This window comes from Mycobacterium sp. KBS0706 (genome assembly GCF_005938675.2).
Classification (GTDB): domain Bacteria; phylum Pseudomonadota; class Alphaproteobacteria; order DSM-16000; family Inquilinaceae; genus Inquilinus.
Genome location: NZ_VCCH02000008.1, coordinates 45721 through 60452, shown reverse-complemented (window position 1 = coordinate 60452; position 14732 = coordinate 45721). Strand labels below are relative to the sequence as shown.

The window sequence follows — 14732 nt, the reverse complement described above, 5'->3', positions numbered from 1 at the left end:
GGAGGGGGTTGTCGAGCGAAGAGAACGAAGGCGCCGGCTCCGGCGGCGCGAACCCCCTCCCCCTGCCCCCCTCCCGCAGGGGGAGGGGGGACTCGAGAAAACTGGCCGGCAGTGGCGCGTGTCGGCACCATTCCCCTCACTTCTCCATCCAGGTGTTCCAGAAGGACGGCCAGGGCGACGGGTCGTAGCCCTTCAGCTTCGGCGACTTGGCCGAGAGGGCGTTGAAGTCGCCGACCTTGATGAACGGCACCTCTTCCATGATCGCGGCCTGGACGTCGGCGTAGAGCTTGACCCGCTGCGCCGGGTCGGACGCGGCGTTGAAGGCGTCGAAAGCGGTGCGGCGCCGCTCGGTCGACCACCAGCCCGGGCCGCTCTCGGACATGCCGAGATTGAGCGCCGGCTCCGGCAGGAACGGGCTGTGGGTGAAGAAGATGTCCCACAGCGCCGGGTCATTGCGGCGCTGGGTCAAGGTCGCCCAGTCCGACACCTGCAGGTCGACCTTGAAGCCGGCGGCCTTCAGGTATTCCGCCGCCACCAGCGCCATCTTGTAGTGGAACTCGTATTGCTGGCTGGTCAGGATCCGGATCGGCTCGCCGGCATAGCCGGCCTTCTCCATCAGCGCCTGCGCCTTCTCCGGATCGCCCTGGTCGTAGGTGTCGACCCCGGCATCGCTGCGCCAGGGGAAGCCCTCCGGATACATGGCGCCGTCGACCGTGAAGAATTCCGGCTTGCCGAAGGCGGCCAGCATCATGTCGCTCTCGCCCAGCGCCGCCTGCACCGCCTGGCGCAGTTCCAGCTTCGCCAGCGGGCCCTGCCTGGTGTTGAGCATCATGATCGGGTAGCCGAAGGACTTCAGGATCACCGGCTCGGTGTTCCCGGTCAGCTTGTCGTAGGATTCGACCGGCAGCAGGTCGGAGAAGTCGTACTGGCCGGAGACCGCGCCCTCGATCCGGGTGTTGGCGTTCGGCACCGGGATGAAGCGGATCTCGTCGAGATACGCGGTGCGCCGGCCGGCATAGCGGCTCGGCTGTTCCGTCCGGGCGGCATAGCCATCGAAGCGGATCAGCAGGATGTACTGGTCGGGCTTGCGCTCGGCCAGCTTGTAGGGGCCGGTGCCGACCACATCGGTCAGCGGCTGGTCCATATGCGCCTTCGGCATGATCACCGCGGCGCTGTTGTTGAAGGCCAGCAGCGACAAGAGCGGCGCGTAGGGCTGCTTCAGCCTGATCTGCACCGACAGGTCGCCGGTCGCCGTCACGCTCTCGATCATCGGCGCCGCCTGCTTGCCGCGCGAGGCGACCCGCATCCAGCGCTCGAGCGAGGCGACGACGTCGGCCGCAGTCAGCTTCTCGCCGTCATGGAAGGTGACGCCGGAACGGATCTTGATGTCATAGGTGCGGCCGTCCTCGGAGATCGCCGGCATCGCCTCGGCCAGCAGCGGCTGCAGCCGCCATTCGGCGTCGAAGGTGAACATCGTCTCATAGACATGCTGGGTGATCATGCCCAGCAGGTCGCCGGTGTTCGCCATCGGGTCGAGCGTCGGCGGTTCGCCGATGGTGGCGACGTCGATCTTGCCGCCCTTCACCGGGTCGGCGACCGCCACGCCCGGCACCAGGGCGGCGGCAACGAGAAGAGAGAGCAGCAGGCGGCGCATCGGCTGGCTTTCGGTTCCTTATGTCGACGGCGGTGCCACCCCCTCACCCGAAATCGCTGCGCGATTTCGACCTCTCCCCAAGGAGAGGTGTATCGGCTCGGCACCCCTGCCCTCTCCCCAGGGGAGAGGGAGGGACCCGGCGCGCAGCGACGGGAGGGTGAGGGGGTTGTCCCGGCGGCTACTTCTCCACGTAGGCGTTCCAGAAATACGGCCACGGGGCCGGGGTCACGCCCTGCAGGGCCTTCGACTTGGCCGAGAGGGCGTTGAAGTCGCCGACCTTGATCAGCGGCACCTCGTCGGCCATCACCTGCTGCACGCCGGCCCAGAGCTTCACCCGCTCGTCCTGCGTCAGCGCCTGGTTGAAGGCGCTGACCGCCTTGTCCTTGGCCGGCGTGTCCCACCAGCCCGGCGAGCCCTTGGCCAGGGCGCCGATCAGCGCCGGCTCCGGCAGGAACGGGCTGTGGCTGATATAGATCTCCCACAGGGCCGGGTCGGTCCGGCGCTGGGTCAGCGTCGCCCAGTCGGTGACGTCGAGCTGGACCTGGAAGCCGGCGGCCTTCAGGTATTCCGCCGCCACCAGCGCCATCTTGTAGTGGAACTCGTATTGCCGGCTGGTCAGGATCCGGATCGGCGTCTTGCCGTCATAGCCGGCCTCCTCGAGCAGCTTCTGCGCGCCCTCGGCATCGCCCTTGTTGTAGACCTCGGTGCCGGCCTCGGTGCGCCACGGGTAGCCTTCCGGATACATGGCGGCGTCGAGGGCGTAGAAATCGGTGCTGCCGAAGGCTGCCGCGAGCATGTCCTCCTCGTTCAGCGCCAGCTGCACCGCGCGGCGGAGCTTCACGTCGCTGAGCAGGCCCTGCTTGGTGTTCATGACGAAGACCGGCCAGCCAAAGGGCTTCAGGATGATCGGCTCCGACGCCCCGGCCTTGATCTTGTCGACGGCCTCGACCGGCAGGGAATCGGTGTAGTCGAACTGGCCGGCGACCGCGCCCTCGACCCGGGTGTTCGGGTTCGGCACCGGGGTGAAGCGGATCTCGTCCAGATACTGCTTGCGGGCGCCGCCATAGCCGTTGGGGTCGCCCTCGCGCGGCTTGTAGCCGTCGAAGCGGACCAGCTGGATGTACTGGTCGGGCACCCGCGCCTTCAGCATGTAGGGGCCGCTGCCGATCGGGTCCTTCATCTCCGGCGCGATCTTCTCCGACGGCACGATCACCGCGGCGCTGTTGTTGAAGGCCAGCAGGGCCAGGAGCGGCGCGAAGGGCTGCTTCAGCGAGATCTTGACGGTGGAGGCGTCGACCTTCTCGATGGCCTCGATGTTGCCGGCGGCCAGCTTCCCGCGCGACGCCACCTCGGTCCAGCGCTTCAGCGAGGCGACGACGTCGTCGGCGTCCAGCGCCGATCCGTCGTGGAAGGTCAGGCCCTGGCGGATCTTGATGGTGTAGACGCGGCCGTCGGCGCTGATCTCCGGCATCGATTCCGCGACCAGCGGCGTAACGGCCCAGTTGGCGTCGAAGGTGTAGAGCGTCTCGAAGATGTGCTGGGTGATGATGCCGACCAGGTCGGCGGTGCTGACCATCGGGTCCAGCGTCGGCGGCTCGCCGATCGTCGCCACGGTGATCGTCCCGCCCTTGGCCGGGGCGGCCATCGCGCCCGAGGAGATCGGCAGGATCGCGAGCGCGATCAGACACAGGATTCGCAGCATTGACTCCCCCTGTCGTGAGCTTCTAGTATTCCGTTATTAAGAAGCAACATCTTCCGTTGCGGAATACGCTAGTGCCATCGCGACCGGGACGTCAACCCATCGATCGCACCCGAACGGCGGAAACGCTCGGCGATTGACCACAATGCGGGACAAAGCCTAGCTTCGAGGGCATGAGGGCTATACCACTCGGCCGGAGCACCGGCCGGGAGCAGGCAGGACGGGACCATGGCGGAAGCAGCGGCGGCCAAGGCCGAGAGGATGAGCGAGCGCAGCCGGGTCAGCGGCATCGAGCGCGCGGTGCAGATCTGCGACCATCTGCTGGCCGTGGGCCGGCCCCTCACCGCCTATGACGTGTCCAAGGCGCTGGGCGCGCCGATGTCGACGATCTACGGCGTGGTGGATTCGCTGCTACGCCAGGAGTTGCTGTCGCGCGACGGCGACGGCCTGCTGTGGTTCGGCCCCCGCCTCTACCATTACGGCCTGGCCTATGGCCGCAGCCTGAACCTGCTGGAGACCGCGTCGCAGGAGATGCGGGAATTGAGCCGCCTGCTGGGCGAGACGGTGCAGGTCTGCGGCCGCGACGACGGCCATATGGTGGTGCTGGCCATGGCCGAGCCGTCCGGGCATTTCCGGGTGTCGTCCAAGGTCGGCACCCGGGTGCCCTTGAACTGGACCGCCTCCGGCCGCCTGCTGATCGGCCACCTGCCCTGGGCCGAGCGAGTCGAGCTGATGCGCCGGGCCGCCCTGCCCTCTCCCACCGGCATGGCCGAGACCGACCCGGAGGTGCTGTGCCGGGCCGGCGAGACCGCGCTGGCCGAGAAGCTGGCGATCCAGCTGAGCGAATCCGATTTCGCCGTGGCCTGCATCGCCGCCCCGATCTGCACCCCGAACGGCGATTGCGACGCGACGATCAGCGTCGTGCTGCCCGAACAGAAGGCGCGCGAACGGGAGCGGACCTACAGCGTCGCGGTGCAGGAAGCGGCCAGCCGGATCGAACGGCTGCTGGGCTGGACCGCCTGAAGCGGTGACCTAGCGGCGCCGCGCGGCGAGGTCGCGGGCGACCGGATCCACCACCTGATCGAAGGCGGCAGCCTCCGCCACCGCGATGCGCAGGGCGCGCCGCTTCTCCGCGACATAGGCCGCGCCGGTGATGCCGGTCGGGGCGGCGGGGTCGTCGTGGCGGAAGGCCCGCTGCGCCCGGCTGGTCGCCTGCGCCGCGTTCTTGGCCCGCGCCACCTGGCGTGTGAAATCGCGATCCATGGCGATCTCTCCCTCGGTTTCGGATGCGGCCGCAGCCGCATCGACGTCGGTGATCGGAAAACGCGCTTATCCGCGGCGGCGTTCCCCAACAGGATCATGGCGACGGCCGTCATGACGCCACCGGTATTTTATTATCACCATTTGTTATTTTTGAAATCAAATCGCGGCAATGGCAATCGTTTGCCGGCAACAGGCCTAACGGTCACTCGCGATCTATGCAACTGCATAAAAATTTATGATATCATCAGACAATTATGGGTTGCGCGAGCTTTCCTTCGGCCAACGCTTGCATTTTTGTTGAACCTCATGAGAGGAAATGTCCAACTACGGCGCCCACTTCATATCGGGCCCTGATCATAGTGGGGAGAAATATTCATGGCCACTTTCACCGGCTCCAACAGCGCCGAAATCATACCCGATCTCATCATCGGCCCCGTCCAGGGTATCGGCAACGACTTCGTCGACGCGCTCGGCGGCGACGACGTCGCGATCGGCTGGTCCGGCGACGACGTCATCCGTGGCGGCGCGGGTGCGGACGTGATCATCGGCGGCCTGCTCAACGCGGCCGGCATCATCACGCTCTCGGGCATCGACGCGGCGGACTACACCACCTCGGTCGACGGCGTGACCATCGACCTGTCGGTGCTGGTCAGCCTGACCCTGCCGATTCTCGGCATCAACATCCAGCTCACCGGCGCCTCGCAGGGCTTCGGCGGCGACGCCCAGGGCGACTATCTGTCCGGCATCGTCAACCTGATCGGCTCCAACACCGGCGGCGACAACCTTAGCGGCAGCGCCGCCGCCAACACCATGAACGGCCAGGGTGGCAACGATACCCTCAACGGCCAGGGCGGGAACGACATCCTCCTCGGCGGCGCCGCCGACGACATCCTCATCGGCGGTGGCGGCGCCGATTCGCTGCAGGGCGGCGCCGGCACCAACGACACCGCGGATTATTCCGGCTCCGCCGCGCCCGTGACCGTCAACCTGACCACCGGCACCGGTACCGGCGGCGACGCCCAGGGCGACACCCTGACCGGCATCGAGCGCGTGATCGGGTCGGCCGGCGACGACACCCTCACCGGCGGCGCCGGCAACGACACCCTCATCGGCGGCGCCGGGGCCGACGCGCTCACCGGCAATGGCGGCGTCGACACGGCCGACTATTCCAGCTCGGGCGCCGGCGTGACCGTCGACCTGACCGCCGGCACCGGCACGGGCGGCGACGCCCAGGGCGACACGCTGACCGGCATGGAGAACATCAACGGCACGGCCTTCGTCGACCACCTGTATGGCGACGCATCGGCCAACACCCTCAACGGCCTCGACAGCGACGACACGCTTCGCGGCGGCGCCGGCGCCGACGTGCTGAACGGCGGCAACGGCTCGGACTTCGCCAACTACCAGGGCTCGGCGACAGCCGTCACCGTTGACCTGCTGGCGGGCACCGCCAGCGGCGGCGACGCAGCGGGCGACACGCTGACCAGCATCGAGAACCTGTACGGCTCCAGCAACGACGACAGCCTGACCGGCGACAATGCCCGCAACATCATCGGCGGCGAGCTCGGCAACGACACGCTCGTCGGCAATGGCGGCGACGATTCGCTCTCGGGCGAGGCCGGCAATGACGGCCTCGACGGCGGCGACGGCAACGACCGGCTCGTCGGCGGCGACGGCGCCGATGTCGCCAATGGCGGGGCCAACAACGATTCGATCGACGGCGGCACCGGCGACGACACCCTCAATGGCGGCGCCGGGGACGACACCATCTCGGGCGGCGCCGGCACCGACACGATCAACGGCAATGACGGCAACGACTACATCGAAGGCGGCGCCGGGGCCGACAACATCGATGGCGGCGCCGGCATCGACACGACGTCCTACGCCAATTCGTCCGAGGGGGTGGTCGTCAACCTACAGTCCGGCACCGGCACCTTCGGCGATGCCGATGGCGACACCCTGGCCGGGGTCGAGCAGGCGATGGGGTCGGCCTTCAACGACGTCATCGCCGGCAATACCGGCAACAACACGCTCTGGGGCCTGGCCGGCAACGACCAGCTCGCCGGCGGCAACGGCGCCGACACGCTGAAGGGCGGCGCCGGCAACGACACCTTCGTCTATACCGCGATCGGCGAGAGCACCGTGGCGGCGGCGGGCCGGGACACCATCACCGACTTCTCGACCGGCGACCACATCGACCTGTCCGTGATCGACGCCAACGGCGCTGGCGGCGCCTTCACCCTCGGCACCGGCAACTTCACCGGCGTGGCGGGCGAGCTGCGGGTGGTGACCCAGGCCAACGGCTACCAGGTGGTCTATGGCGACACCACGGGCGACAAGAACCCGGACTTCGCCATCGTCGTCCTGTCCGACCACGCGCTGACCGCCAGCGACTTCGTGCTCTGAGTCCCCTCGGACATAGTCGGGCATCCCCCCACCCTGCCCCCCGGGCAGGGTGGGGTTCTTTTTTGTCCGCTCCTTCGCGCCGCGACGATAGGAGCGGCTTGGCCCGGGCCGGTTCGACGGCGATACTCGGGTCCGGGCGCCGGCGGACGGACCGGCCCGAACAGACGGAACAGGATGCGGCTCAGATCAGCTCTGCTCGCGGGCGCGCTCCTCGCCCTCTCCGCCGTGGCCGCCTCGGCGGCCGCGCCGCTGTTGCCCGGGCTCGGCCCCGACGACCGGCGCGTGCCGGTGGACGGCACCGCGGCCCCCTGGCGCAGCCTGGCCAAGGTGCAGACCGGCATCGGCGGCCGCTGCACCGGCGCACTGATCGGCGCCCGCCGCGTGCTGACCGCGGCCCATTGCCTGTTCAATCCGCGGACGCAGCGCTTCCTGCCCGCCTCCTCGCTGCATGTGCTGTTCGGCTATGAGCGCGGCGAGTTCATCGAGCACTCCCTGGTCGCCGAGGTGATCCACGCCGACGCCTACGACCCGCTGCGGCCGCGCGAGGAATATGCGGCGGATTGGGCGATCCTGGTGCTGGCCGCCGACGCGCCGCCGCAGGCGCCGCCGCTGGTGGTCGCGGAGGCGGCGCCGGCCCCGGGCACGGCGGTCGTGCTGGGCGGCTACAGCCAGGACAAGGCGCAGATCATCACCGCCGACACCGCCTGCATGGTGCTGGGCACCGACCGCACCACCAAGGGCCCGGTGCTGATCCACGACTGCAACGGCACGCGCGGCACCAGCGGCAGCCCGCTGCTGGCGCTGAAGGAGGGCGAATGGCAGGTGGTCGGCATCGCCGTCGCCGGATCGACCGACCGGCTGACCCTCAACTTCGCGGTCCCGGCCTCCGCCTTCGCCGCGGCGCTGCGGTAGCGGCCTTTCCCGTGCAAGGGCCTTCGGCTACAGAGGCCCGATGTATCTCTCGATTTCAACGACTCATAACCCGGCCACCGATCTCGGCTTCCTGCTGCACAAGCATCCAGACCGGGTGCACGAGACCGAACTGTCCTTCGGCAAGGCCCATCTGTTCTATCCCGAAGCCACGGCAGTGCGCTGCGAGGCCGTGCTGCTGCTGGAGATCGACCCGGTCGGTCTGGTGCGCGGCCGCGGCTCAGCCGAGGGCATGGTCGACCAGTATGTCAACGACCGCCCCTATGCCGCCTCGTCCTTCCTCTCCGTCGCCCTGAACCGCAGCGTGAAGACGGCGATGAACGGCATCTCGAAGGACCGGCCGGAGCTCGCCGCCGCGCCGATGCCGCTCGAGGCGCGGATCAGCCCGCTGCCCGTGCGCGGCGGCGAGGCCCTGGTGCGCCGTCTGTTCGAGCCGCTGGGGTGGACCGTCCGGGCCGGGCCCGTTCCCGGCCCCGACGGCGAAGCCAGCCCCCGCTACCTCGCCCTGACCCTGTCGGGCACCGCCCGGCTGAGCGCGCTCTTGAACCACATCTACGTGCTGGTCCCGGTGCTCGACGACGACAAGCACTACTGGGTCGGCGAGGACGAGGTCGCCAAGCTGCTGGCCCGCGGAGAGGGCTGGCTCGGCGACCACCCGGCACAGGAGCTGATCGTCCGGCGCTATCTGGGCCACCGCCGGTCGCTCGCCCGCCAGGCCCTGGCCCGGCTGGTGCCGGAGGAAGCGGCGGAGGAGACCGGGCCGGAGCGCGCCGCGAGCCACGAGGAGGTTCTGGAGGCGCCGATCCGGCTGCACGACCAGCGGCTGGCGACGGTGGCGGCGGCGCTGCAGGCCAATGGCGCCCGGGTCGTCGCCGATCTCGGCTGCGGCGAGGGCAGGCTGCTGTCCCTGCTGGCGCGCGAGCGCTGGGTCGAGCGCCTGATCGGCGTCGATGCCTCGACCCGCGACCTCGAACGGGCGCAGCGCCGCCTCAAGCTGGACCAGCCCGGCGGCCCGCCCGAAGGGCGGATCACGCTGCTGCATGGCGCCCTGACCTATCGCGACCGGCGCTGGGCCGAGGCCGACGCCGCCGCCCTGGTCGAGGTCATCGAGCATCTCGACCCCGACCGGCTGCCGGCGCTGACCCGGATCGTGTTCGCCGAGGCCCGGCCGCGGCTGGTCGTCGTGACCACGCCGAACGCCGACTACAACGTGCTGTTCCCGACGCTCGGCGTCGGATCCTTCCGCCACGCCGACCACCGTTTCGAATGGAGCCGTGCCGAGTTCCGCGCCTGGGCGGCCGCCGTCGCCGACGCCCATGGCTATGCGGCCGAGTTCGGCGATATCGGTCCCGCCGATGCCGAGCACGGCGCGCCGAGCCAGATGGCCGTGTTCACGAGGACCGCATGACCGACGGGCTGATCCACATTCATGAGGATGACTGGGGCATGCGCAACCTCTATCCGGCTGCGGCCGGGGACGAGGCGCAGGACGACATCGCCCGAGCCGCCGAGGCCGGCGAGCGGAATCGCGCGCCGGACGGCCGGGGCTGGACCGACATGCATGTGATCCAGCCGCCCAAGACCGACTTCACCGATGCCGGCCTTCCGCTCGCCGCGGTGATCGCGGTGCTCGAGCCGATGATGCCGCGCGTCCGCCGGTTCTACGCCACCATCGGCAGCGCCATGGCCAAGGGGGCGGGGCGCGACCCGCTCGGCTCCTATCTGGAGAACGCCGTCTGCTTCGGCTTCGGGCGGTCCTGCTTCGTCAAGGTCGAGCCCGAGGGTGCCCTCGTCGCCAGCATCTGGTTCGAGGCCTCCGGCGCCGAGCCGGCGCAGCTCGCTGCCCTGCGCGCCGCGCTGCTGGCGATCGACGCGCTGGCGCCGTCGATCGTCGCCGACTACTGGCTGGACCTGACCGGCCGGGTCGGCGACGTGGCGTTTCTCGACCGCTATTTCGCCGAGCTGACGGGGGCCGCATCGTGAGCCGTGCTCCCGATCCCGTCCGCATCGACATTCCCGATTTCGCCCTGATCGTCCTGATCGGCGCCACCGGGTCGGGCAAGTCGAGCTTCGCCGCGCGGCACTTCCGGCCGACCGAGGTCATCTCATCGGATCATTGCCGCGGCCTGGTGTCGGATGACGAGACCGACCAGTCGGCGACGGCCGATGCGTTCGACCTGGTCCGCACCATCGCCGAGAAGCGGCTCAAGAACCGGCGCCTGACGGTGATCGACGCCACCAATGTCCGCGCCGCCGACCGCAAGGACTGGGTCGCGCTGGCCCGACGTTGGCACGCCCTGCCGGTCGCCATCGTGCTCGACCCCGGCATCGATCTCTGCGTCGAGCGCAACAAGGCGCGGCCCGACCGCCCCTTCGGCCCGCAGGTGGTGGTGCGGATGGTGTCGGAGATCCGGCGCGGCCTGGGCGGGCTGCAGCGCGAGGGCTTCCGCCAGGTGTGGCGGCTGGGCACGGCCGAGGGCATCGACGCCGCGACGGTCGAGCGCCGGCCGCTATGGACCGACAAGCGCGACGATTCCGGCCCGTTCGACATCATCGGCGACATCCATGGCTGCGCCGACGAGCTCGAGGCGCTGCTGCGCCGCCTGGGCTACGGCGTCGACTGGCAGGCGGCGGAGGGCGGGCGCCAGGTCACGGTGACGCCGCCGCCGGGCCGCAAGGCGGTTTTCGTCGGCGACCTGGTTGACCGCGGCCCGCGCACGCCCGACGTGCTGCGCATCGCCATGAGCATGGCGGCGGCCGGCACCGCCCATGTCGTCAACGGCAACCACGACCGCAAGCTGGCGCGCTGGCTGGACGGCCGCGACATCAAGATCGCGCATGGACTGCAGCAGTCGATCGACCAGCTCGAGGCCGAGGGCCCGGCCTTCAAGGCCGCGATCAAGCCGTTCCTGGAGGGGCTGCTGAGCCATGTCTGGCTGGACGGCGGCAAGCTGGCGGTCGCCCATGCCGGACTGAAGCCGGAGATGGTCGGCCGGGCCTCGGCCGCGGTGCGCGAATTCGCCCTCTACGGCGAGACCACCGGCGAGACCGACGAGTTCGGCCTGCCCGTCCGGCTGGACTGGGCCGCGGCCTATCGCGGGCCGACGTCGATCGCCTACGGCCACACGCCGGTGCTCGACCCGGAATGGGTCAACAACACCATCTGCCTCGACACCGGCTGCGTCTTCGGCGGCCGGCTGACGGCGCTGCGCTGGCCGGAGAAGGAGCTGGTCTCGGTGCCGGCCGAGCGGGTGTGGAGCGAGCCGGTCCGCCCGCTGGCGCCGCGCGCCGAGGAGCGCAGCGCCCAGGCCGAGGCCGACGACCTGCTCGACATGGAGGATGTGGTCGGGCGGCGCTGGGTCGAGACCCAGCTGCGCGGCCGGATCGAGGTGGCCGCCGAGAACGCGGCCGCGGCGCTGGAGGTGATGAGCCGCTTCGCCATCGCGCCGCAATGGCTGGTCTACCTGCCGCCGACCATGTCGCCGGTCGAGACCAGCGCGCGACAGGAGTGGCTGGAGCGGCCGGAGGAAGCGTTCGAGCATTTTCGCGGGCGCGGCGTCGCCACGGTCATGTGCCAGGAGAAGCACATGGGCTCGCGCGCCGTGATCGCGCTGTGCCGCGATGCTGCCGTCGCCCGGGCGCGGTTCGGCGTGACCGGGGACGAGACCGGGGCGATCTGGACCCGGACCGGCCGGGCCTTCTTCGCCGATGCCGCCACCACCGAGGCGGTGCTCGAAACGCTGCGGGCGGCGGCGGATGGGCTGTGGGCGGAGCTGGACACCGGCTGGCTGCTGTTCGACGCCGAGATCATGCCGTGGTCGGCCAAGGCCGGCGCCCTGATCGAAAACCAGTACGCCCCGGTCGCCGCCTCCAGCCTGGCCGGACTGACGGCGGCCGGCGACGCGCTGGCCCGGGCGGTCGGACGCGGCCTGCCTCTGGCGGATCTGCAACAGCGTGTCGCCGGGCGGCGCGGCCGGGCCGAGGCCTATGGCCGGGCCTGGGCGCCCTATGTCTGGCCGGTCTCCGGCATCGACGACCTGCGCATCGCCCCCTTCCACCTGCTGGCGGCGGAAGGCCGCGTCTGCTTCGACCGGGACCATGCCTGGCATATGAGCGTGGCCGACCGGCTGGCACAGGCCGGGGGGCCAGCCGTGGCCGCGACGCGCTGGCGGCTGGTCGATCTGGCCGACGCCGCCGCCTGCGCCGACGCCGTCGCCTGGTGGGAGGCGATGACCGCGTCAGGCGGCGAAGGCATGGTGGTGAAGCCGAGCGATTTCGTCGCCCGCGGACCGAAGGGCCTGATCCAGCCGGCGGTGAAGGTGCGCGGCCGGGAATATCTGCGCATCATCTACGGCCCGGAATACGACCTGCCGGAGAACCTGGTCCGGCTGCGCGAGCGCAAGCTGGGCGGGAAGCGCAACCTGGCCCTGCGCGAATTCGCCCTCGGGCACGAGGCGCTGCGGCGCTTCGTGGCCCGCGAGCCGCTGCGCCGGGTGCATGAATGCGTGTTCGGCGTGCTGGCGCTGGAGAGCGAGCCGATCGACCCGCGGCTCTAACCTTCGTCGTGCCGCCGGTCGCAGACGACCTTGAGGTAGCGCCCCTCGCCCAGCTCTGGCCCCAGCGCGGTGCTGGCCAGCATCGCCTGGCCGGTGAAGCCGCAGCCGAGCGGCGTCGGCGCCACCGGGCCGGCGACCACGTCGACCGCAGTGTCCCGATTGCAGTCGTGCTGCGGCATCGCCGTGGCGCAGACGAGGATGAGGGTGGTGAAAACGTCCATGCTGCTTCCGCTCCCTGGGTTGCGCACCACCCGGGGGCTTCCTCCGGCAGGCCCGGCGTGCTCGCCGGGGCCCGCATCCGATCATTGTGCACTGCAACATAGACTTTGGGCAAGCCCGGCCCTGCCCTCGCCAGGGCTCCGAATCCAAGTTTCAGAGACCAGTGCGTTCCTCCCCTTTTCTGTCATTGCCCGGCTTGACCGGGCAATCCAGGGGCTATGTCGCCTGCAGCATGAGTTCGCCGCCCTGTCGTGACACCGGCGTCGGGCCACAAACTGCCATGTGATGGTGGTAGGAAGGTCGATGCCGGTGAGGACGCGTCCGCTCTGCCGTGCCACAGTCATTCGCGCTGGATCGGGGGGAATCATGCGGCAAATTCTGCTCTGCGCCTTCATCTGGACGGCCGCGGTCTGGCCGGCGGCAGGTCACGCCCAGGACATGTTCTGGTCGACGACCCTTCCCGCGATCACGGGCACGGATACGCTCGGCCTGCATTTGCGCGAGTTGAGAGAGCAGCAGCCGAACGGGGGCCAGCGGCGCGCGCAGCCGAACCCGGTGCCCGGGACCCCTTCCGCGGCGGCCTTCCGGTACACCCCGTCGCCGCAGCGCCGCGCCGCCAACCTGGCGCAGTTCGTGGCCAAGAGCCGGCAGAACGATCCCAGGGGCGCCGACGATCTCGCCAGGTTGTTCGCGTCGGGCGATGTCATCGAGAAGATGCGGGCCCCGCTGGCCAAGGTTGGGTTGCGGGTCGACGACGTCGCCGATGCCTACACCGTCTATTGGGTCAACGCTTGGCAGGCGAGCCGCGGCGTCGACTACGAGATCAGCCGCCACACTGCGACGGCGGTCAGGAGCCAGGTGGCCGGCGTGATGGCGTCCACGGGCGCATTGCGCGGAGCGGGCGATGCCGCCAGGCAGGAAATGGCCGAGAGCCTGCTGATCCAGGCGATGCTGATCGAGGCGGCGGTGCAACAGAGCAAGGGCAATCCCGAACTCGGCCATCAGCTCGCCACGGCGGTGTCGCAGGGCGCGCGCGGGATGAACCTGGACCTCGCGGGCATGACGCTGACCGAGGATGGGTTCGTCTCCGAGGATTGAGCCCATGGGACTCGCGTCTGCGAGTCCCATGGCGATCCCCTACCGCGACGGCGGATCGCGCCAGCTGTGGCGCGGCTCGTAGCCCAGCACCCGACGGGCCTTCTCGATCGACAGCAGGGTCTCGTTCGGGCCGAAGGGGCGCTTGCGCGGCACGCCGGGATAGACGGCGTCGAGCAGCGCGTCGTTCGGCTGGCTCATCACCGAATCGGCATTGGCGATGACGAAGACATCGGCGCCGGTCAGCTTCGATTCCAGCGCCAGCCGGATCGCCTGGGCGGCGTCGCGGGCGTCGATATAGGCCCACAGGTTCCAGTTCCGCTTGCGCGGGTCGTCGTCGAAGCCGGGGAACTCGGCGTAGCGCTCCGGGTCCATGACGTTGGACAGGCGCAGGCCGATGATCTTGGCGGTGGGGTCCCAGCGGCAGAACTGCTTGGCCATCTCCTCGCCCATCAGCTTGGACAGGGAATAGGCGGTCTCCGGCCGGCCGGGATAGTCCTCGTCCACCGGCACATAGGGCGGCGGGTCGGCGAAGGGCAGGCCCAGCACGGTCTCGCTCGAGGCCCAGACGATGTTGCGGATCTTCAGCTGCCGCGCCGCCTCGAACACATTGTAGGTGCTGACCGTGTTGGTTTCGAAGATGACGTGGTTCGGCGCCAGGCCGGGGGCGCGGATCGCCGCCAGATGGACGATGCCGGTGACCCGCGACACCCGGTCGTCGATCGACGAGAAGGCGGCGATGGTCTGGCCGTAGTCGGTCAGGTCGACGCGGCTGTGCCGGACCGACGGGTCGGCCGGCGGTGCCAGATCGACCGAGCAGACATCGTGGCCATGCGCGATCAGATCCTTCAGGCAGGCGCGCCCGGCCTGGCCGCTGCCGCCGGTGACGATGATCATCTGGTCCTCCCTC

At 69.7% G+C, this 14732-nt stretch carries 12 protein-coding genes; 7 read left to right on the top strand and 5 right to left on the bottom strand.

Annotated features, from left to right (window positions below; translation table 11 throughout):
- Positions 1 to 136: 136 nt before the first annotated feature.
- Together FFK22_RS06190 and FFK22_RS06185 are read right to left on the bottom strand one after the other, a co-directional pair.
- Complete coding sequence (locus tag FFK22_RS06190; RefSeq protein ID WP_138886902.1) at positions 137 to 1654, bottom strand: ABC transporter substrate-binding protein; 1518 nt, start codon at positions 1652 to 1654, stop codon at positions 137 to 139.
- A gap of 178 nt (positions 1655 to 1832) precedes the next feature.
- A complete protein-coding gene (locus FFK22_RS06185) occupies positions 1833 to 3356 on the bottom strand; it encodes an ABC transporter substrate-binding protein (protein WP_138886901.1) in 1524 nt (507 codons plus the stop codon).
- A gap of 225 nt (positions 3357 to 3581) precedes the next feature.
- On the opposite strand from FFK22_RS06185, the gene FFK22_RS06180 reads away from it, so the two are divergent.
- The gene (locus tag FFK22_RS06180) at positions 3582 to 4376 is read left to right on the top strand and encodes an IclR family transcriptional regulator (RefSeq protein ID WP_138886900.1); all 795 of its coding nucleotides are present in this window, start codon (positions 3582 to 3584) and stop codon (positions 4374 to 4376) included.
- A 9-nt stretch (positions 4377 to 4385) separates the two neighbouring features.
- On the opposite strand, the gene FFK22_RS06175 is transcribed toward FFK22_RS06180, so the two are convergent.
- The gene (locus tag FFK22_RS06175; RefSeq protein WP_138886899.1) at positions 4386 to 4616 is read right to left on the bottom strand and encodes a hypothetical protein; all 231 of its coding nucleotides are present in this window, start codon (positions 4614 to 4616) and stop codon (positions 4386 to 4388) included.
- A gap of 375 nt (positions 4617 to 4991) precedes the next feature.
- Here FFK22_RS06175 and FFK22_RS06170 point away from each other — a divergent pair, with 375 nt between their 5' ends.
- The 5 genes from FFK22_RS06170 (at position 4992) to FFK22_RS06150 (ending at position 12508) form a co-directional block, all read left to right on the top strand.
- On the top strand, positions 4992 to 7022 hold the full coding sequence (locus tag FFK22_RS06170; protein WP_138886898.1) for a calcium-binding protein: 2031 nt from the start codon (positions 4992 to 4994) through the stop codon (positions 7020 to 7022).
- Between the two features lie 174 nt (positions 7023 to 7196).
- The gene (locus FFK22_RS06165; RefSeq protein ID WP_221938428.1) at positions 7197 to 7934 is read left to right on the top strand and encodes a serine protease; all 738 of its coding nucleotides are present in this window, start codon (positions 7197 to 7199) and stop codon (positions 7932 to 7934) included.
- 40 nt (positions 7935 to 7974) lie between these two features.
- Entirely contained in the window at positions 7975 to 9360 is a 1386-nt protein-coding gene (locus FFK22_RS06160) for a 3' terminal RNA ribose 2'-O-methyltransferase Hen1 (protein ID WP_138886897.1), read from the top strand.
- Positions 9357 to 9935 (top strand): hypothetical protein, encoded by a 579-nt coding sequence (locus FFK22_RS06155; protein ID WP_138886896.1) that lies wholly within the window; start codon positions 9357 to 9359, stop codon positions 9933 to 9935. The genes FFK22_RS06160 and FFK22_RS06155 overlap by 4 nt, the downstream gene beginning before the upstream one ends.
- On the top strand, positions 9932 to 12508 hold the full coding sequence (locus FFK22_RS06150; RefSeq protein WP_138886895.1) for a polynucleotide kinase-phosphatase: 2577 nt from the start codon (positions 9932 to 9934) through the stop codon (positions 12506 to 12508). The genes FFK22_RS06155 and FFK22_RS06150 overlap by 4 nt, the downstream gene beginning before the upstream one ends.
- Here the strand turns inward: FFK22_RS06150 and FFK22_RS06145 are convergent.
- Positions 12505 to 12729 (bottom strand): hypothetical protein, encoded by a 225-nt coding sequence (locus tag FFK22_RS06145; protein ID WP_138886894.1) that lies wholly within the window; start codon positions 12727 to 12729, stop codon positions 12505 to 12507. The two genes, FFK22_RS06150 and FFK22_RS06145, sit on opposite strands and share 4 nt — an antisense overlap.
- A gap of 364 nt (positions 12730 to 13093) precedes the next feature.
- On the opposite strand from FFK22_RS06145, the gene FFK22_RS06140 reads away from it, so the two are divergent.
- A complete protein-coding gene (locus tag FFK22_RS06140) occupies positions 13094 to 13825 on the top strand; it encodes a DUF6683 family protein (protein ID WP_138886893.1) in 732 nt (243 codons plus the stop codon).
- 39 nt (positions 13826 to 13864) lie between these two features.
- On the opposite strand, the gene FFK22_RS06135 is transcribed toward FFK22_RS06140, so the two are convergent.
- Complete coding sequence (locus FFK22_RS06135; RefSeq protein ID WP_138886892.1) at positions 13865 to 14719, bottom strand: NAD(P)-dependent oxidoreductase; 855 nt, start codon at positions 14717 to 14719, stop codon at positions 13865 to 13867.
- Positions 14720 to 14732: the final 13 nt, after the last annotated feature.